At 68.7% G+C, this 19330-nt stretch carries 20 protein-coding genes; all 20 read right to left on the minus strand.

All coding sequences use genetic code 11. The features are described from left to right. Positions 1-2: 2 nt before the first annotated feature. Positions 3-1496 carry an ATP-binding protein gene (locus tag DPQ65_RS00150; protein ID WP_238146581.1) on the minus strand — a complete coding sequence of 498 codons (1494 nt, stop codon included), beginning with the start codon at positions 1494-1496 and terminating at the stop codon, positions 3-5. A 50-nt stretch (positions 1497-1546) separates the two neighbouring features. Continuing rightward, positions 1547-3049: an SCO6880 family protein gene (locus DPQ65_RS00155; protein WP_114905366.1), complete on the minus strand. Its 1503-nt coding sequence runs from the start codon at positions 3047-3049 to the stop codon at positions 1547-1549. A gap of 34 nt (positions 3050-3083) precedes the next feature. Next, positions 3084-4646 carry a hypothetical protein gene (locus DPQ65_RS00160; protein WP_114905367.1) on the minus strand — a complete coding sequence of 521 codons (1563 nt, stop codon included), beginning with the start codon at positions 4644-4646 and terminating at the stop codon, positions 3084-3086. 19 nt (positions 4647-4665) lie between these two features. Further along, positions 4666-5490, minus strand: a complete 825-nt coding sequence (locus tag DPQ65_RS00165; protein ID WP_162801922.1) for a hypothetical protein — start codon at positions 5488-5490, stop codon at positions 4666-4668. Continuing rightward, positions 5490-5810: a hypothetical protein gene (locus DPQ65_RS00170; RefSeq protein WP_114905369.1), complete on the minus strand. Its 321-nt coding sequence runs from the start codon at positions 5808-5810 to the stop codon at positions 5490-5492. Before DPQ65_RS00170 ends, DPQ65_RS00165 begins: the two co-directional genes overlap by 1 nt. Continuing rightward, complete coding sequence (locus tag DPQ65_RS00175; RefSeq protein WP_114905370.1) at positions 5807-6619, minus strand: hypothetical protein; 813 nt, start codon at positions 6617-6619, stop codon at positions 5807-5809. The genes DPQ65_RS00170 and DPQ65_RS00175 overlap by 4 nt, the downstream gene beginning before the upstream one ends. A gap of 6 nt (positions 6620-6625) precedes the next feature. Further along, positions 6626-6868, minus strand: coding sequence for a hypothetical protein (locus DPQ65_RS00180; RefSeq protein WP_162801923.1), 243 nt, complete (start codon positions 6866-6868; stop codon positions 6626-6628). Beyond that, positions 6865-7674, minus strand: coding sequence for a hypothetical protein (locus tag DPQ65_RS00185; protein WP_114905372.1), 810 nt, complete (start codon positions 7672-7674; stop codon positions 6865-6867). The genes DPQ65_RS00180 and DPQ65_RS00185 overlap by 4 nt, the downstream gene beginning before the upstream one ends. A 280-nt stretch (positions 7675-7954) precedes the next feature. Further along, a complete protein-coding gene (locus tag DPQ65_RS00190; protein WP_162801924.1) occupies positions 7955-11218 on the minus strand; it encodes a LysM peptidoglycan-binding domain-containing protein in 3264 nt (1087 codons plus the stop codon). Next, the gene (locus DPQ65_RS00195; protein ID WP_238146582.1) at positions 11215-11655 is read right to left on the minus strand and encodes a TadE/TadG family type IV pilus assembly protein; all 441 of its coding nucleotides are present in this window, start codon (positions 11653-11655) and stop codon (positions 11215-11217) included. Before DPQ65_RS00195 ends, DPQ65_RS00190 begins: the two co-directional genes overlap by 4 nt. Before the next feature lie 3 nt (positions 11656-11658). After that, positions 11659-12108, minus strand: coding sequence for a TadE family protein (locus DPQ65_RS00200; RefSeq protein ID WP_238146583.1), 450 nt, complete (start codon positions 12106-12108; stop codon positions 11659-11661). Next, positions 12105-12527 carry a TadE family protein gene (locus DPQ65_RS00205; RefSeq protein ID WP_114905374.1) on the minus strand — a complete coding sequence of 141 codons (423 nt, stop codon included), beginning with the start codon at positions 12525-12527 and terminating at the stop codon, positions 12105-12107. The genes DPQ65_RS00200 and DPQ65_RS00205 overlap by 4 nt, the downstream gene beginning before the upstream one ends. Next, a complete protein-coding gene (locus DPQ65_RS00210; RefSeq protein ID WP_114905375.1) occupies positions 12527-12730 on the minus strand; it encodes a hypothetical protein in 204 nt (67 codons plus the stop codon). The genes DPQ65_RS00205 and DPQ65_RS00210 overlap by 1 nt, the downstream gene beginning before the upstream one ends. Positions 12731-12809: 79 nt before the next feature. Next, complete coding sequence (locus DPQ65_RS00215) at positions 12810-13718, minus strand: type II secretion system F family protein (RefSeq protein WP_114905376.1); 909 nt, start codon at positions 13716-13718, stop codon at positions 12810-12812. Then, complete coding sequence (locus DPQ65_RS00220; protein ID WP_114905377.1) at positions 13715-14569, minus strand: type II secretion system F family protein; 855 nt, start codon at positions 14567-14569, stop codon at positions 13715-13717. Before DPQ65_RS00220 ends, DPQ65_RS00215 begins: the two co-directional genes overlap by 4 nt. Beyond that, positions 14566-15894 (minus strand): TadA family conjugal transfer-associated ATPase, encoded by a 1329-nt coding sequence (locus DPQ65_RS00225; RefSeq protein ID WP_238146584.1) that lies wholly within the window; start codon positions 15892-15894, stop codon positions 14566-14568. Before DPQ65_RS00225 ends, DPQ65_RS00220 begins: the two co-directional genes overlap by 4 nt. Before the next feature lie 239 nt (positions 15895-16133). Next, a complete protein-coding gene (locus DPQ65_RS00230; RefSeq protein WP_114905379.1) occupies positions 16134-16919 on the minus strand; it encodes a CpaE/TadZ family protein in 786 nt (261 codons plus the stop codon). A gap of 3 nt (positions 16920-16922) precedes the next feature. Then, a complete protein-coding gene (locus DPQ65_RS00235) occupies positions 16923-17636 on the minus strand; it encodes an SAF domain-containing protein (RefSeq protein ID WP_238146585.1) in 714 nt (237 codons plus the stop codon). Positions 17637-17702: 66 nt separating this feature from the next. Beyond that, on the minus strand, positions 17703-18341 hold the full coding sequence (locus DPQ65_RS15420) for a hypothetical protein (RefSeq protein WP_162801925.1): 639 nt from the start codon (positions 18339-18341) through the stop codon (positions 17703-17705). A gap of 278 nt (positions 18342-18619) precedes the next feature. Further along, positions 18620-19168: a hypothetical protein gene (locus DPQ65_RS00245; protein WP_162801926.1), complete on the minus strand. Its 549-nt coding sequence runs from the start codon at positions 19166-19168 to the stop codon at positions 18620-18622. Positions 19169-19330: the final 162 nt, after the last annotated feature.

Genomic DNA, 19330 nt, shown 5'->3' on the forward strand with positions numbered 1-19330 from the left:
GTCTACCGGGCGCCTTCAATGGCTTCGTTGGTGAACGTCAGTCGCTGCTCCACCGGATGTAGGACGGTCTGCACCTGGTAGGACCGTTCCCCCACCTGCCACAGAGCCCGCCCCTTGCCCTGCATGGCCCACCCGGTGATGACCTCACGGGCCAGCGGTCCCAACCCGAGCATGGCGTCCAACTCGGCGGCCACCCCGGCCTTCTGCCCGTGCAGGATCTTGATATCCGCCAGATGCAGCAGGTCCTTGGCGATGGTCTGCGCCTGAGAACCCTGGTCACCAGCCGAGAGCAAATCAGAGGGTTTGTGCGCAACCGCGTACTGGATATCACCGCCGCGCCCGGCCACGCCACGGGACAGTCGCAGGTCAGCGTCAAAGGACTTGACTGCTTCCGGTCCTAGTCGCAGCTGGAGCCAGGACTCGTCACGCACGACGATGCGTAGATCCCCGGGTTTGGCCATCTCCCGAATGCCTCGGCCCCAAGAATTCAGGCACGTCAGGGCGATCCCCACCGCCTCATCACCCAACGGCCGCAACCTCGACAGGGACAGGGACTGCATCGGCGCGGTCCAGTCGATGTCAATGTTGGTGTGGTCATCGAACAGCCCGGCCAACGCACCATCGACCAGCTGCCCCAGGGCGTCGCGCAGCAGCCGGGTGTGGTCCAGGAAGTGCCGTGCCGTGGCAAAGCGGCAGTCAGCGACCAGCTGGTCGGTGGGGTTGTCCAGTGCGTGCCACAGGGCGGGGATGGTGGTCTCGACCAGGGTGGTCGCACCGCTGGCGTAACCGGTGAGAGCGGCTAGGGCCGTCTTGACCACGACCTCATCACTCGGGCCGAACGGCACCCGCGCCTCCCCGATGCGCTGGGACCCGACGAGGCCACGCACTAGGGTGAGCCAACGACCGAACACGACTGCTGCGCGGGCCTGGGCCTCAGTGCGGCTCAGGTTCTCCCAGCCGATCGCCAACGGGCCGATCGCCAACGGGTTGACTCGGGCGACCAGCCCCGGGCCCAGGGCGATGGGCTCGACTCCGAGGTAACGGGCCAGGGCCTCGTACTCGTCCTTGGTGTCTCCCAGAATCAGGGTCCGGTACCCGAAATCCATCATCCGTAGACAGAACGCCTTGGTGGTTCCGGACTTGCCCGTGCCGGGTTTGCCGAAGCACATGACGTTCGCGTTGGTCACCGGGATCTCATCGCGCAGTACCCATCCGAGCGGGTCACAGTGGAACGCCGACCCGGCCAGCATGTCGATGCCGATCTGCGCGCCCGTGGACGGTAGGGCAGGAGCCGCGATCAACGGCCACAGAGCCGGAGCCTGGTCGCTGGTCATCCGCCAAGCCGCGACGGCAGCCCGGGCCGGGGCCCACCCGCCGCCGCGGCGCCGTGCCCCGGCCGGGGAGGCGTTTCGGAACAGCCGTCCCTCCCGGGCCCGGGGCGCGGAAACGGGAACAGAGGGCAGGTCATGGCCGAAATCGGCCAGCAGCGTGGACACATCCCGGCCCCCACCTCGCCGGCTGGGACGCGTGGTGGCTGCCCTGCCCATCAGCGTTTCCCCCCGGTCAGGCTGATCCCCATCGGGATGGTCGAGGCAGCGAAAGCGACGTCATGGGACAGGTCCAGCCGCAGCGGTGCGAAACCGGCCCGCCGGATCGCGGCATCCAGTCGTCTCCCCGCCTCGGCAGCGCGAACCGTCTTCGGAACCGTGACGGTGGCCACCGCGTAGGGCTGGGCCAGCGAGTTTCCTCGCGCCATCTTCTCCTCAAGGCGGCGCACCATCTCCGCCTCGTCTCGAGACCTGGTGCGCTGCTTCATCTTGGCCTTGGCCCGCAGCTCCTCCCCGATATCGGCTGACCACTCGGCGGTGCCAGACTGCCGCCCGGCCCGGGCGGCCGGGACGACTGGGTAGACGACGGCGAAGCTGCGCCGTTCGCCCTCCTCACGGGTGGAGAGCACGGGCGCCAGGGCACCCATCGCCGCCCCTTTGACCGGCAGTTTCAGGGTGGCGCTCACCGAGTTCCAGGCGTCGTGGGAGTAGTGGCGGGGTGCGACGTCGGCACCGGATGGCCCGGCCATCGCCCAGGGGATCTCAGCGTTGACGGCCGGATCGGAGTCGCGCGCGCCCAGCGCCTCGATGATCGAGGCCCGATCCGCCGGGGCGAACCCGGTGCGGCAGGCCGCGGCTAGTTCCGGACTGGTGAGCCAGTCGACGGTGTCGACGCCCATGCCGCCGCGCAGGTGGCCCTCCAGTTCGGTGCTGATCCCGTACAGGGCACGGGCTCGCCCGTTGCGGCCGCCGCCGGCTTCCTTGGCGACCTTGGCCAGCCTCCCCTCGGGGACGACGAAGGTGAAGAAGGCCTCGGTGCGGACCGCGGCGGAGGTCAGGGAACGCTGCAGGTCGTCGTTGATCTGACGGGCCACCTGGGGACCCTCAGTCGTGCGGTGGCGGCGCACCCATTCGGCCCGTTCGGCGCCGTCCTCCGGGACGGTACGAACCAGCAGGATCACCTCGGAGACCAGTTCGGTGCGCACCGCGACGTCGAGCAACTCAGACAGGCCGGTGCCGAGACGCTGGCGTTCGTCGGCTTCTGTCAATCCCAGCCCAGGATGCACGATGCTCGCGGTCATTGCCCAGGTCCGGGCGCCGTGGTTCTGGATCAGGGCAATCCGTTTGTAGGTTGCCCCGGCCGGTTGTCCCTCGATGACCTCGATGCTCTCCAGGGCACCGGGCAGGTCGGGCGCGCCGAGGTCGATGGCACGACCGGTGGCGGCCTTGGACCGGAACCGGGTCCAGCCGGCCAGGCCGCCGAATGCGAACTTGACGGCCGCGATCAGCCACCCGGTGGCCGACCGCCCACCAACAGGAACGACGGTCACGACGGTCACCACAGCCCACACCACCAGGAGCATCCCTGCCGAGGCCCACCACTGCCGGGATACCGCCAGGAAAACCGGCAGGATGGTCAGCGCCACTGCACCGAGTTGCCAGCCGGACAGCCCGAAGAACCACCCGATCCGTGCGCGAGAGTAGTCAGAATAGATCGTCATTTTCCGGTTCCTTTTCGTCTCGTTGGGTTCGTCGTCACACCACAGGCGGGACGGCCGCGGCCGTTCCCGCCCCGGCACCGGCCGTTCCCGCTCCTGCACCGGTCGCTGCCGCGCCGCTTCCCCCGGGCGCGGGGGGTGTTGGACTGCCCCCACCGGGACCCCCGGTTCCTGCCGCGCCGGCCGGTGGCACGGGCCCGGTTGGGGTGGCCTGGGCCGGAGGGGAGATGGGTGGGGGCCGCGGGATTGTGTTGTCGCGACGGGGGCCTACCGGGCGCCCGTCATCGTCGTCGCCTTCTGGCGGAGCGCCCGCGTTGTTCGCCTCGCCGCCGGCGGGAGCACCGCCGTCGGGGTCGTCGACAAACCCGCGGCGCGCGTGACCGACCTCGGGGATGTAGGTGCCGTGGCCGACGCCCATCTGGTTGGTCAGGTCGGCCCCAACAACAGCTCCGGCCGTGCCCGCCTTCGTCATGGCGCTCAGGCCCAGGCCGAGGCCTGTCCCGACAGCGGCACCCACCGGGCCGAGGGCGGCACCGGCAGCGCCGACGAGGCTGCCCAAGCCCTGGGAGGCCCGCTCGCTGGTGTCGCTGGCGGCCGACTTCTCGGCCTGGGACCGGCCCGCGGCATCGGTGGTCGAGGCGGCGCTTGAGGTGCCGCCCTCAGCCTTTCCGCCCAGCACACCCTGCACACCACCGGAGGCAGCCAGACCCACCCGCATCGCCGCACCCGAACTCGTCCCCGGGTCGACGAACGCCAGCAGCTTGAACAGGACCAGCGGCGAGAAGCAGGAAACACAGATGAGGATGACCGAGGGGAAGGCCGTTCCCAGGACGGCCTGGAAATCGGTCATGTCCTCCCAGAGGATCCCTCCGGTGAGCATCACCCCGGTGCCCAGGACCATCACGACCACGATCGGGGTGAACGCCGCGGCCAGGAACCAGCGCACGCCCTTCCAGAACCAGCTGCGGCCGAACCCGGTGGACAGTCCCGCCGCCGAGACCGGTGCTGTCACGGCCAGGACGATCAACGCCACACCGCGGGCCAGCATGATCAGGAAGTGGCCGACCCCCGCGACCCACAGAAACAGGCCCATGACGCCGAGCACGGTAGCCAACGTCCCGTCGCTGAGGTCCTCGGGGATGACCACCCCGACCGGGTCCCAGTGGGCCCACGCGTCGATGTGGAGCATCGAGTTCATCAGCGCTTTGGTGATCCCTTTCACCGCCACCAGGATCGCCACGGCCAGGCTGATGTAGCAGGACCAGACCACGACGTACTGGCCCACCCCGATCAGGACCTGGGCCAGTGATTTGCCGTCCCGACGCAACACCGAAATCCCCAACTGGACCATGGCCAGGATAAGCAGCAGGCTGAGCCCAATCCACGTCATGACCGCGTAGGCCTGGGCGGCCGGTCCCTCTGCAGCCAAGTCCGGGAGGGTGAAGTAGTCACTCAGGGTCAGGGTCAGTTTCAGGACCCACAAGCCAGCGTTCCAGAGGGCAACCATGAGAGAGGTCCACCCCTCGGCGACGATCTTCGCCGCGCCCGAGCCGAGGAAGGAGAACGGGTTGAACGGGGGAATCCAGAATGTCGGCATCATGGTCGGCTCCTCGGGTGGTTTAGCGGTTCTCGCCGGAGGCCCAGGTCTTCCACCCGGCCTTGACCGCGGTCTCTGTTCCTGGCCAGGTCGAGGGCGCTGGTGCCGCGGCCGGGCCGGCGGCGATGACCCACCGCTCTTCCTGCCAGGTCATGGCCTCGCAGTGGCCGTAGGCGATCTGCGCACGGTCCTCAATGACGGCCTGCACATCGAGCAGGACGCACGCCACGACCCAGTCCTGCCCGTCAGTGCCTTTCACCTGGGCCCCAACCGGGACGGCGCTGACCCGTACTCCCTCTCCTGCCTCCTGGCCCATCTGCCTGGCCGACCCCAGGAAGACCGCGATGTTCTGCGTCATCGCCCACTCCTGCGCCGGGCGGGCACCGTCCTGTGACCACGCCTCGTACACGTCGTGAGCGAACGGGACCGACATGGCCGGCAGCACCGTGGTGTCGATCGCGGCCAGCTGAGCGACCGCACCCTCCGGGGTGTGTGGAAAGCCGGTCGGCACCCCGGCTTCGCCGGCAGTTGTTGCCGCTGGAATCTGGATGGTCTGAGCCGGGATGGTAGCCGGAGTACCCGGCTTAATGGCGGCCTCCTGCGGTACCTCCCTCATCGGGGCAGCAGCAAGCGCGGCCCGCGACTGCCCCTCATCAGATATGTCCTCGCCCAGGGTGGCCACAGCATCATCGGCCGGCCGTCCGGCGACCGCGGTGCCCCCCGTGAAGGCTTGCCATACCGCCAGACCCAGCCCGACCAGCAACATGACAGCCACGAGGGCAACCACGGCCAGGATCGCGAGCAGGCGGCGCCGGCTCCAACCCTCCTGGGTGGTCGCGTTGGTCATCACGGGGTCACCACGCATCCCGAGCCCATCATGGTGTCGAGGATGCTGGGCAGGACGAAGTAGGCGATGACGGCGATGAACACCATGACCAGACCGCCGATCGCGGCCTTGGATGCGTGGGGCATACCGATCACGCGTCCGGCGACCAGCCCACCGATGCCGACAACGACGCCGAGGAACATGAGAATCGCGACGCCCCAGAGGACGTAGCCGAGGATTGAGTCGACGTGCGTCTGTGCACCGGGGGGTGCCGCAGGGCACACAGCTGCGGCAGGCACCATGGAGACAACCTGTGAGGAAATCAGGGTGAGGGTGTTCATGTTGTTCCTTTCGTTGGGTGTGAACCTGCGTCCAGCCCGAGCAGCTGGAGAACCTGACTGGCCGTTGCCAGCACCCCGGCGGGAAGCGGGCAGTCATCGAGGCCGTTGGTGGCCAGGGCGGGGTCGTGCGGAAGTTCCAGAAGTGCTCCGGCGGTATCGACGGCCTGCGACAGCGGCCCCCTTGAGTGGGTGACTTCCCGCGGCCACCGGCGACGCCGCGGTCCGGTGACCAACACCACCCGGGCCGAGGTGTCGCCCACCATGTGTAGTACCGCCTCCAGTCGGCGCATCCCCGGGACGGTGGCGGTGGTGACCAGCACCAGGGCGGGCGCCTCCAGGACCGTTGCGGACACCCAGGAATCGGCGGCCAGTAACGCACCGGCCTCCCACCCGGTATCGAGAACGGTCAGCTCGAACGGGCCGCCGCTGTCATCGGGGTGGGGTGTGGCGTTCGGTGTTGCGACCACGGTGTTGGTCCGTTCCAGGACCACGGTGCCTCGCGTGCTCCGGACCCAGCCGCTCTCGCTCAGTCCCAGTTCGGCATTCGCCGCGGCCGCCAGGCCGGTCGCCGAGCGGTTGCTCGTTTCCAGGACCCGCGCCCGCTGGTCGCTGGCCGTGGCCAGGGCGGTCGCGGCCGTGGTGGCGCCCGCGTGGCCGTGGCATCCCAGGACTGGCAGCACCTGGTGGGACGGGACCCAGGGCTGCACCGAGCTGACGCTCTGCGGCGAGGGGCGGGGGTGAGCGCGGAACTCTCCGGCCTCCACCGCCTGCCACGCTCGTCGCAGTTCCTGCACACTCACGACCGTCATGACGGTTCACTCCCGGGGTGACGGGGCCGGCGCCGGGCCAGCACCCCCCGGCAGGGTGGCGGGGTCCAGCCCGGCAAGGGCGGCCTTGGCCTCCCGGGACGCACGAAGTCGGCCGACGGCTGCCTCCAGTTGTGCGAGCACCTCGGGCTCGGCACGGCTTAGCGCAAGGACGTGGTCGACCTCGTCGGGGTCTGTTGGTGTGGCCATCATGAGGTCCTCAAGCCGGGCCCGCGGCGCCCAGAGACTCATGCGCTCAGGACTTTCTCGGCCCCGGCGTATTCGTCCCGCAGGGCGCGCACCGCACGTCGGGCTCGGCGGGCGATGGTCTCGCGGGAGACGCCCCATTGGGTTGCCACGGCCGTCGTGGGTCGTTTTCCCAGCAGCCCCGCCGAGCCACGGTTGACCCGGGTCTCCCCGATGACCTCGACCGCGTCCGCCAGTTCCAGCAGGCACCGGCAGTCGTCTCCGCTCAGCACACCGGTCTCGACCGCCTCGGCCAGCAGGTCATAACAGAAGTCCGAGGTGATGCTGGGCTCCCCTTCGCCCCGGTGGGCCGCGGCACCATCAGGGTCCTCGGTGAGGTCGGTCATGGACCAGGAGCGGTCGTGTCGGTCTCGGTCTGGTGAGGGCACCCCCAGGTCGCGCAGCACCCCTTTGCGGGTGTTCATCAGGACGTTGGCGGCCACGTTGTAGCCGCTGCGCCAGTTGGTAGTGCGAGCCTCGATCCACAGTTGTGCGGCGACCACCTCGTCAATCCGGTCGCTCCACCGCCGCAACCGGTGCGCGGCCAGGCACGCTCCGGGCAGCAGGAGCCACACCAGGGCCGCTGACGCTGCCGGGTCGTCCGAGCCATCTACCGCAGACAGCTCGGCCAGACTCAAGAGGACCTCGTTCGCGGTGCCCTTGTGGGCCACCACCCAGACGGGAAGGTCGAGCAGGTCCTCAACCACTCGCAGGGACGGGTGCGCCTGTTGCCAGTGGGGCCAGCTGCACCGTGCCAGGTGCAGCAGGTCGCTGTCGGGGTCGTGCAGACCTAGTTGCGTGGCGACGCTCATCTCGAGCTCCCTTCGTCGTGCGGACACGACAAGAAGGTCTCGATCAGGCATCCCCGAGAACGTCCCTACCCCGGCTCATCACCGGACCCACGCGAAGGGGGACGTTCGCATTTACGCAGGTCAGGGCACGTCCCCGAACGTCCCTGAGAAACTTTCGGGAAGCACCTTGCGCCGGTGGGCACCGGTGGCATGGAGTAGCCCCCACGCCGTTCGGGGGAAAGAGCGTGAGGGCTACTCGTTCTGGGGGTCGGGGCTGCGAGGACCCCGGACCAGGGCGGGTCTAGCCGGCCTCGCGCTGGTTCAGCCAGCCGCGCCGGTCCAGGATCTCCTGAGTCCGTTCGGGGAGTTCACCAGGTACTGAGTCCTCGTCCTCAACCCGGTTGCAGACCTCGCCGCGGAGCAGTTTCACTGCCTCGGCGAAGTGCCCCTCAGCGTGAGCGACGGCCGCCAGATCGAGGGTCGGGATCTCCTCGTCTGGTGCCGCCAGGGCGGCCACCTCGGCGGCCTGGCGGGCACTGGTCGTCTCGCCGGCCTGCAGATCGTGAACGGCCACCAAGTGCGCCACGTCCACGATCGCGCAGACGATGTGGTGGTCCAGCCGGTCCCCTTCGAACAGCCATCCCCACCCGCCCGTGCGCAACTGGCTGAACGGTCGGCCCTGCACCAGCCGCAGTGCCTGGCGAAGGTCTGCGATGCCCTCGGGCCCGCCGCGGGCCTCCCCGCGGACCCGGAGTCGGCGGAACAGGTCGAGGTCTACCAGGACGTCGATGACCTGGTAGACGTTGACGCCGCGGTTCTTGGCTGCCGGGGCCCTGGAGGCGTGAGGTAGGTGCGGCTCGTCGGTGCGTGGGTTGGTGCCCAACCATTCCCGGCAGCGTCGGGCGTACTCGCGGATCTTGCCGGCGTTGAGACCAAAGGCGTCGGCGGTCTCTTCCACCGTGGCGCCGTTGGGGCGCAGCGCCAGGTAGGCCAGCAGCTCGGTGAAGTAGGGCCTACGGTCCACCAGGGGCTTGCCGCGGGTTCGCGCCCCGACCGGACCCATCAGCGTCAGCCTGGGCAGCGCACTGTCCTTGGCCCACCAGGCTTCCAGGTCCGCGTCAAGCCGGGGGTCGGTGTCGACCACTTGCTGGGACACTGTGGGGGGCACGTGTGGCGCGAGGGTGTCGATATCAGCGGCTGTGGTGGCGGCCGCGTCCAGGTAGTCCTCGTCCGGCTCGGGCAGCAGGGTGTGGGCCGGTGCCGGCTCCTCGGTGTCGGTCGTCTCCGTGCGCGGGGCGCGGGGCACGGTGTGCTCTGGGCGCAGGGCCCCAGCCTCATCACTCCAGGACCGCCATCCCTGGCTGGCGTGGTCGACGACCTCGCGCACGGGCATCGGCGCGTCCAGCACGTCCTCGCCCTGGGCCAGCAAGGCGGCGCATCCTTTGGCTTCTTCGCCGGTGAGTCCCACTCCGACCAGGTCGAGCCCGAAGTCGGGCAGCAGCACCCTCCCCTGCTCGTTGGCGATGAGCCGCGCTGCGTGAGTGCTCTGGTGGTCGCCGATGACGACGACCGCGGCCGCGGTACGGCCCTCGTGGGACTCGAGCAGTTCAGTCAGTTGGTCATAGTGTGCGCTGGCGGCCGCTGCCTCGGCGGTGACCATGACCATTCGAGCTGGCCATGTGTCGTCGGCTGCCTGCGCGGCCCGTGCCGTGGGCACGTCGGTTCCCTCCTCGAGCCGGTCGATGACCCCGACGACACCGGCGACGGTGTCCGCCAGGACCTCGGTGGTGGCGGCGCGGACCCGCGCCGGGTTCATCGCCGCGACCTCTTCAGCGACCCCGATGCAATCGAGGCGCACACCGGTCGCCCAGGGGTTGACCGCGATGTCCGCGGCCAGGTAGCGGGCCAGGTCCAGCACGTACTCATCGGCCCCACTGATGGCGGTCTGCAGGTCCTCCAGATTCAGCAGCCACCGTCCCCCGGCGTCGTCGGACCCGATGGAGGCCAGCAGTGGGTATGGCGCCCGGTGACCGGGCACGAGCGGGCCGACTTCTTCACGCGGAGTGTCGACGGTCAACGTCCACTGCAGGTGGTCCTCGGTGCCGACCCAGGGGGCGGCGAGGTCAGCGGGTTCAGCCAGGTGCAGCCTCAGGTCCGCCTGCGTCAGTTGGACCGCGGCCAGTACCGGCACGGGTGTGCCCTCGCGGGCGCACAGACCGCCCAGGCGCCGCAGGATGTCGTCGAGGTCCTGCAGGGTGACCGCGGCCTCCCTGCCGATGGTCTGCACAGTCATCTCGACCGGCGCCACGGCCGGCTCGGGGGTAGTGATCGTGCGGCCGGGTCGACGGTTGCGGAACTGGCCGCGGCGACGGGCGGACAGGACGACGAGCATGCCGCCACTGAGGAGGGCACCGCTGCCGATCAGGCCGGGCAGCATCCAGCCCAGTTCGGCGTCTTCCTGCTCCTCTGTGACGGTGTCCGAAACCATCTGGCCCTCACCACCATCCTCGGCCGGTGCGGGTGTCTGCTCACCGGCCATTGCCGCGCTCATCACCCCGACGCCGGCTCCCTGCTGCCCGGCGTCCTGCGCGATCTGGGAGAGCTCCTCGACAGAATCCTCCGGTGGATCCTCCACCGGGGCCGGGGCGGGGTCCTCCCGGATCGGATCAGGCGCGGGAGGCGTTGCTGCGGGCATTCCCGGAATGGTCAAGCGCCACCCGGGCAGGATCAGGTCGGGGTCGGTGAGGTGCTGCCCGTCGGGCTGCTCGATCCCCGCGGATGCCTCGAAGATGTCGGGCCAGCGGTTGGCGTCGCCGAGGTGCTCGGCGGCGATCTCGCTGAGGGTGTCTCCCTCGGCCACCACGTACTGGCCCTGCTCGTCGACCTCGCCGGCGGCCGCGGTCGAGCCTTCCGGCAGGTGCAGCCGCATACCTGGTGCCAGCCAGTCGGCCCCGTCGGTCAGCACAGTGCGGTTCAGCTCGACGATGCGGTTGAAGTCCTGCCCGCTTCCGAGATGCTTATCAGCGATCGACCAGAGGGTGTCACCGGTTTGCACGGTGTAGGGCACGACCTGCTGCTCGGTCGGGGTCTGGTCGGCGGCCACCTGGTCGGCGGTCTGCTGCGGTTCATCCCCGTTCTGGGCCACGGCCGCGGGGGCGGTCACCGCGGGCAGCGCCTGGGCGGGGCCGCCGGCGAAGGCCGGTGCGGCCAGGGTGGGGGTCGCGATGAACAACGCAAGAGCCGCCGTGACCAGGCCGCGGGCGGTGGCTTGCGGCACCCCGAGGGCAGGCACGGACGGGGCTGGCAGGCCCCGGACCTGGGCAATGAGCTCGACCAGGATGGTGGCGGCCAGGGCGGCCCACACGAGCCACCCGAGGACCTTGACGGCGGCCAGGACGAGCGTGCCGTCATCGGGTGTGGTCAGCGCCTGTCGTAGGCCATCTACGGTCGGCAGGTTCGTGGGGATCGGGCTGCCGCCGAGGGCGATCAACAGGGCTGGAAGCCCGACCACGATGCCGGCCAGGACCAGCCAGGCCAGGACCCCCATCAGTCGCTGTTTCATCATTGCTCCACACCTCCGTGGGATCGGGCTACCCGCGCGTCGGCCTCTCCGGTGGCACTCAGGCCGCCAATGCCGATGATGCTCAGGAACGTGGTGTCGTAGGTCGAGGTGACCGTGACGTGGATACTTTCGGGTCCGGTCACCGACGCGGACCCGCCGATGCCTGCCGACTCCAGGTAGGCATTGGCAGCAGCTGACGCCACGGACGGGTCGACGACCGCACCCTCGCCTCGCACTGCGGTGGGGATCTGCAGGTGCTGACCGCCGGCCCGAGCGGCCTCACGGGCCACACTGCGGGCTTCCTGCATGGCGTGGATGTGCCCCGCGGTATCGACGGCGACACCCATCACGATCAGGACGATGGTGGCCATCATGATGACGAAGACGCTCACCGCGCCGCGCTCCGGCTCTGGGTGGGTCAACTGGTGCACCCCTGGCATGGCCTACCCCTGCCTGCTGCGGTAGGTGTCCAGGGGCGAGGTCATCGTCGCGGTGAGGGTCCGTGACCCCGGGGTTCCGGGTATCACCAAGTCACTCATATCGACCACACACGTCACGGTGACGCTCACCTGGGCGGGGATGCCCGGTGGCAGGTTGAACTGGCTGGTGTCCACCGCGACCTCCTGGTTCTGGCACCGAAGGTCCTGGTTATCCAGTGAGGCGTACCCCGCCGAGGACGCCGATCCTGCGGCATCGCCGGCAGATCGCGCGAGCGAGGCCGACCTCGCCGCGTCGGCGGCGGCCGAGGCGACCGCCTGTTGGGCGATGGCCCAGCGTCCGGCGAAAATGACCATCAGCACGAACACCAGGAGCACCGGGGCCAGGATCACGAGCTCGACCGAGACCGCGCCCCTGTCTGCGTGGCCCTGACGTGATCGCGCGACGGTGATCACCCGGTGATCCTCTCCACCGGGACCGAGGCCGTCTGCACGATCGTGGGATCCCAGAAGAACACGATGCTCTGGGACTGGCCGGTCACCACAACGGTGGCGGTCGTAGCCGTGCGGGTCCCTGAGGTCGCGGCGCCCAGCAGCACGCCGCCACCGCCGGCATCGGCTACAAAATCTGCGGCGGCGGCCGCACCGGCACCGCCCGAGGAACTCTCGGCGGCGGCGACCCGTGCGCCTTCCTGGGCGGCGCCCAGGGCGACGCTGCGGGCATGAAACCACAGGCCTCCTTGGACGACCGCGAAGGTGAACATGAACAGGAACGAGGCGAGGACCACCATCTCGACGCTGGCCGCGCCTGCATCCCGCCGCCCGAACCAGATCCTTCGGCGGCCCTCAGAGGTTCCTTCCCGCGGGTTAGGCATCAGGTCAGCTCGGCGAGCCGATCCTGTGCCCAGCCGGTCATCGTGGCGATGACAATGCCTGCCAGGACGAAAACGCCCACGGCGATCACGACGTATTCCACGGAGATCCCGCCACGCTCCCGCTGGGCTGCGAGTTCCGTGCGCAGGGTGGTCGCGTGGTGAGTGATCCGGGTGTGCAGGTTGATGAGGGTGGACTGCTTCATGGGAGTGCCTTTCGTGTGCCGTGGTTTCTGGTCCGGTTGAGTGGTGGCGATTGGGGTGTCTGAACAGTTCCGTTGTGGCTCACCCCCCGATGAGCCTGAGCATTTGGGGAGCCAACAGGATGGTCAGGAAGACCATGCACAGCAGTGAGACGGGCAGAACCATCCGTTCGCTGGTCTGGTTTGCCTCGGCCTTCTGGGCCGCGAGCATGGCTGCGCGCATGCTGGCGGCTCGGGCCCTGAGCTGGGCGTACACTTGGGTGCCCTCGTCGCCGGAGAGTCGCATGATGTCGGCCAGTTCGTGCAGGTCGGTGACACCGAACTCCTCCCCGAGGAGTCTCATGGCTTCCCAGGGGGTTGTCCCGGACCATCGGGTGCGCGCCAGTTCCTCCCTGATCCGGGCGAACACCCAGCTGTCCCCGGCGGCCGCGGCCGCTTCCATGGCCTGCCGTGGCCCGGCGCCGGCCGCCCGCTCGAGGGCGACCAGGTCGATGTAGGCCCCCAGTGCGCGCGTGAACTCTCCCCTCGCCTTCCTGGCGTCATCCCGGACGTTCCAGTTCGGGATGAACGAGAACCCCAGGGCCAGAGTCAGGCTCGCGCCAACGGGGACGTAGAACGGCAGGCTGACACCGGCGAACATCACCACCCAGGTCATGAGCGGTCCGGCTAGGAGACCGACCAGCTCGAACAGGAGTTTCTCCCCGTAGAACCGGGCGGGCGTCATCCGCAGGATCGCCAGATCCTGGGATGAGACGCTCCCCCACACCCGCGCGGGGAGGTACCTCTCCCCGAACGCGCCGAGGACGTCGCGCACGTCGTCGGTGCGGCTGATCTGTTGCCGCTTGGCCTGCGCGGCCCGGGCACCGGCCGGTGAAAGTCGGGTCAGAGTCTCCCCCAGGTCCGGATCCCCAGGCACCAGGCGCCACATGATCATGGCCAGTCCCAGGCCGACCATCGCACCGGCAGCCAGTATCAGCTGCAGGCCGGTCATCGGTTCGCCTCCGCCAGCTCGGCCCCGATGAACCGGGGCAGCGGCTTGGAACGGGACATGGCCTTCAACCAGAGCAGGGTGCCCGCATAGGCCGACAGGAGTACCACCAGCAGCATCTGCCCTAGCGGGGTGCCATAGGGCTGGATGTAGTTGCCGGACAGCGCGAGCATCCCCATCACCACCACCGAGATGAGCGTGATGAGTCGGGCGTTACCGCGGGGCTTGGCCCGGTCTGCCTCGATCTCCTGCCGTGCCTTGACGTCCTCGGCGACCGACTCGGCCAAGGCGCCCAGGACGTTCGCCAGGCCCGCGCCGCGGTGTTTGGCGCCGAGCAGCAAGTTGCTGGCGATCAGGTCCCCGGTCGGGTCATCCAGGTCATCGGCGAACCGGCGCAGCGCACTCTGTGTGTCCCACCTGGCCCGCAGACGCCCAACCAGCCGGGAAACCTCCGGCCGGATCGGTTCTGGTGTGGACCGCAGGGAGGTAGTCAGCGCCTGCTCCAGACCGACCCCGGCGGTCAGCACCCCAGCCACGGACCGCACCCATTCCTGCATCGCGTCGAGGCGCTTGAGTTCCTTCTGGGCCGGTGGCGCAGACAGCAACGCAGGCAGCCCGGCGATGGCCACCGGCGCAACCAGCACCGCAATGACCCAACCGGTCAGGATGGCGACTAGGACCCCGACCGCCAGACCCACCAGCACCAGGGCGCGGGTGCGGGTACCGAACGGGATGCCCCTACGTTGGGGGCGTCTGCGTGGACGAGGGGTGACGGGCCGTTTGACCAGCCCGAGGCTGGCCAGCAGGAGACCACCGGCGATCAGCGCACCGGCCAGCGCGATGAGAGGGATCATCCCAGCTCACTCCCCTGCTGGACGTAACTGCCCAGGTCAAAGCCCAGAGCGACCAGTTCGCGATAGTCCTCCGGTAGCACGGCAGGGACCGCCACGGACTCCCCCGGCCCGGCCCGGAACACGTGGGTCGTGGCGTAGCCACGCTGCTCCTCACCGGGATGGACCACCATGATCTCGGAGACGTACCTGCGCACCCGGGCATTGCCGTCGGCATCCAGGTCAGTCTGTTTGTTGACGTGCACGACGACGTCGATGCCGGCGGAGACCGCACGAACAGCGAAGGCGTGAGTGGCGTGCTGGCCAGCCTCCATCACGCACGTCACCAGCTTCTCGACCGCGCCGCTCGCGTGGGCGGCGTGCGTGGTCGAGATGGACCCGGCCCCAGACTGCATCGCCTTCAGCATCGCCATCGCCTCGGGGCCGCGGACCTCACCGACGATCTGCCGGTTCAGGTTCATCCGGAAGGAGTCGAACAACAGTTGCTCGAGGGTCACCTCACCGGCCCGTTGACCGTCGGGGCCGACCTCACCGGAGCCAGGACGGGCCTCGTAGGCAAAGCAGTACGGGTGCCGCTGCGTCATCTCGTGCAGGTGCAGCTCGTACTCGGTCTCGAAGGTGCCGATGACCTCATAGGTCGGGATCTCGTGGCACAGGGCCCGCACCATCGTGGTCTTGCCCGCCCCCTGGGCGCCGGATACCACCACGGACCGGCCGCTGCGCACGACAGCACCAAGAAAGGAGGCCGCTAGCGGGCTCAAGGCACCCAACGCGACCATGCCCTCCAGGCTGGTGTCCCTCATGCGGTGCCGGCGGATCACGGCCTGCGGCCGCGGCGCAACCCATGCCTGAGCTGCCAGTCGCGCCCCGCCATCCAGTCGCAGGTGCAGCCTGGGCTGGGACGGCGAAAACGACCGGGCGTTGACCTCGGAGCGGGTGGCAACAAACGCGAGGAACTCCAGCAGCTCCTCGTCGGAGTCCGCGACCGGGGCAGCCTGCACCTGGCGGCCGCCGGTCAACTCGAGGACGACCCGGTCGTGGCCGAAGATCATGATGTTCTCGACCTCGGGGTCATCCACCAGCGGCTGCAGCCGACCCAGCCCGAAGACCGCGTCGAAGACCGCCTTGGCCAGCCGGTGCTGCTCCAGCTCATTCCATGGGTCGGTCCCGGCCCGGGCCCGCTCAGCCGACTCCTGAGCCAACAGTTCGTAGATGATGGCGCGGCCGCGCTCCTGCTGCGCCTCGGTGCTCTCACCGCTGCCGGTCGTCTCCTGACTGAGCCGGTCCGCGGTCTGCTGCCGCAACACGGCGACAACTGCCCAATCCAATCCATCACCGTGATCACGGTGACCGGGATCTCCCCCCAGGGGCGCCGGCGGTCTCGGCGTCACCGTCAACGGTTCAGCGTCGGGTGCTGCATCACCACCCAGGACGAACGACCCGCGCCGCCTGCCCCTGCGGGACCTGCTGACAGCTGGGACACCATTCGTCGGCGCTGCCGCGAAAAGAGGCAGCGCGGTCGGGTCCGAACTGGCCCCCGGGGTGTCCAGATTCTCAGCCTCGAAGCTCATACGGCTTCCTCCTCGACGTCCAGCAACTCTGAGCGTGCCGCCGCCAAGGTTCGGGTCAGCGCAGCGTCGACCGCCCGCAGCGACCGCACCAGGGCCGTACTCGGCAACTTTCGGACAGTCGCCCCCGCAGAGAAGGCCGCGGCCGCCTTGGGGTCCCAGTCCACCGACGCCAGGACGGGAGCACCGAGGGCGTCCCTGACCTCCCTGGCACCGTAGGGATGCCCGGGACCGACCAGCAGCACCCCCAGCTCTGTCCCAGCACCCATCTGCTCAAACTCGGTACGCAGGCTGCCCACCCACGACCTCGCGCCCGAGAGGGAGACCAGGTCAGAGCGGCACACCACCAGCGCCAGATCCGCGCCGTACAGCAAGGGCGTGGCAGAGCCCGCCAGACCTAGCCGGCCCAAGTCCACGATGGTGTCCTGACCAGTCTCAGTCAGACCTTTGAGCGCGGCCAGCAGCGGCTCCCACAGGCCGGTCAACGCCCCGGTCTGGGTATGGGAGCGAGGCCCGGGAATCAGCGACACCTTGGAGTCCGGGACAGGCATCGTCACGGTGGGGATCGTGCTGCGCAACCTGCCGTGCTGCTGGGCCATGACCAACTCCACCAGAGCGTCCGGAGGGACGATCTGGCCCCGCAGATAACCAGCGAGGATCGCCGACCCCCCTGTCGGGTCAGCATCCAGCACGATGGTGGGCCGCCCCCGGGTCAACGCCAGACCCACCGCGGTGGTGGTGACCCCCGGCGACCCAGAGGCCGACGTCAGCGTGATCAGAGCCACCGCTCAGCCCTCCCGGCTGTCCAGGATGAGGGCCACCCGCCCAGCAGCCGCCCACCGTGCGATAGTCGGGGCATCGTCCTCCTCGACCAGGACCGACACCACGGTCTGACCCGCCACCGCGTCACCGGGCAAGACCACGCCGACAATGTCCGCCTCGAACATGACTGCTTCAGCGGCCTCATCGGGGCTGTTCTGCCCCCCGGAGGTCCCAACAACCCGTACGGCATCCCCCACCTGCAACGGCTCCCCCGGCATCGTGGCCGGCCCCAGCGCCAACCCGACAACAGACTGCCCCGCCGCGGGCACAACTTCGCTGGTCACCGCCTCCCGGGTCAGCAACGACCCCGCCGCCATGTCCATCGAGGCGCTCTGGCCGACGAACAACTCCAACTCGTCACCGGGCACGGACTGTAGAGCGGGGTCGGTGCCGACCTGGACCGTGAGAAGATCCTCTGCACCGATGGACTCGCCCCGCATCACGGTGTTACGCAGGGCGAGGACCTCGCTCGTCTCACTCGTGGCCAACCATGCCCACACCGCCAGCAACGCGCCCATCACGACCAGGGCGATTCCCCCCAGTGCCATGAGAGGCCGGCGGCGCAACTTCGGCGGCGCCGGCGGGTCCTGCCCGACCGCAGCCTGTGAAGCCTCGGCCTCCGGTAGTGCGCCACCACCCATCGGGTGGTCCTGCGTGTCCTTCTTCTTCGCCATCGTCATCCCTTTCCCCTTGGACTCGTTGGCTTTGCTACACGTTGGCGTGGGGCGGTCAGGTATCCCTCCGAGTCACTGCACGATCACCTGGGCCTCCCCGATCGTGATGGTCGTGCTGTCCAACACCTCGAGCAGGAACACCCCGGACTGGCCCATACCGGACCAGTTGATGACCCAATGCGAGGTCGGCGTCACCGTGTACTCCCCCGGTGACTGGTACCGGTGCCCACAATCCGGAGAATCGGAATCCAGGTAGCCGTCTTCATACGGGGTCCCGGGCCCCTCGCACGTGATCGTCGTGCCATCGCCCATGTCCCACACCACACGGTCCAACTCACCAGTGGCGGTCACCGTGTAACCACCAGCTGATGCAGAACGCGTGATCGGACCGACCGTGTTCTCAGTCGGATCCTCTGCCCACATCCACGTGGGCAGACCAATCAGACCCACACTGCCCTCAGCGTCATCAGGAACAATGCCGATGTAAACCGCTCTCAGTTGCATCGCCGCTACAGCTTCCAGCGCAATCTCGATCGGGTTCGGAAGGTTCTCCCACGGAGGCTCTGGTGACCATCGTTCCCCAATCTCCCCCGGATTGATCCGCGGGTCCCCCATCCATCTGCCGGTCGTGTAAATCGCGCCATCCTCATGCCCCTCCCATACGGGGTCGCTCTTGGGGGGTTGAGGGTCAGTCAACTTCGCATACGCCATCCATCCCGGAACCCAGTACCAGTCCCCCATCCGGCACGGGACCTCATCCCCGGATATGGGCTCGATGCACTTCGGGTCAACAGGCACGGGATCAGCCTCGGGTGGGCCAGGAACGATCGGAGTACCGCCGCCCGGAGGGATCACGACCTTCACTACGCACGTTGCCCAGATGGGGTCCCAGTATTGTCCCGGTGGACAGTCCGCCACACCGGCTTGGGCTGGCGATATCGCTCCTGCAAGGAGCAACAGGAGCCCCACCAAGAGCGTGACCGCTCTTGTTAGGGCACGCACGGCTCGTACTCCATGGGGTCTTCGGTCACGATCAGTTCGCCTTCCCTCGCGGGGTCTGCCTCCACCACGTAGGTCGTCTTACCGTGGTCCCCCAGCTCTCCCCGGTCGGGCTTTTCCGCGTCAACCATGACGTCGGTCCAGTTCAGGCACACAGTCACTTCGTACCGCTCCGCCTCCTCGATCGTTTCCACGCCCGTCACAGTCACATGAGAATCGCCAGTCTGAAGTTGGCCACTGTCACGTCGACCCTGAGCAGTGCTGACCCATTGAGTGATGGCCTGGCCTCCTGCAACCGTTGCGAGTTCCTGAATGGGCAAATCGGGGTCCTGGGCTAGCGAGTCCAGAACCTTCCAGAAGTCGACCACGGCCTGGCTGGCGGCTTCCTGTCCCTCGTCCTCCAGGTCGGCACTGCTGGGTGCCTCTGTAGTGGGCGTCTCGCCGACGGGCGGTGCGGTTGTTGTTTCGGTGTCGTCGCTGACCGGTTCCGAGGTGGTCGGTGCCGCGGCCTGAGTTGGCGTGGTCTGAGCCTCGGGCATGGTGGTCTCCTCGGGCTCATCCGAGTCGGCGCAACCAGCCATGAGGCTCCCGGCCAGCAGCAGCATGGCCAGGTCGCGTGTCGTGGTCCGCGTCCGTCCCATCGGAGTACCTCCTCGACTACCGAAAGCCACCAGCCGTGCCCTCAAGGGGTCACGCAACCA

Origin of the sequence: Ornithinimicrobium murale (genome assembly GCF_003352835.1) — a bacterium.
GTDB lineage: Bacteria > Actinomycetota > Actinomycetes > Actinomycetales > Dermatophilaceae > Ornithinicoccus > Ornithinicoccus muralis.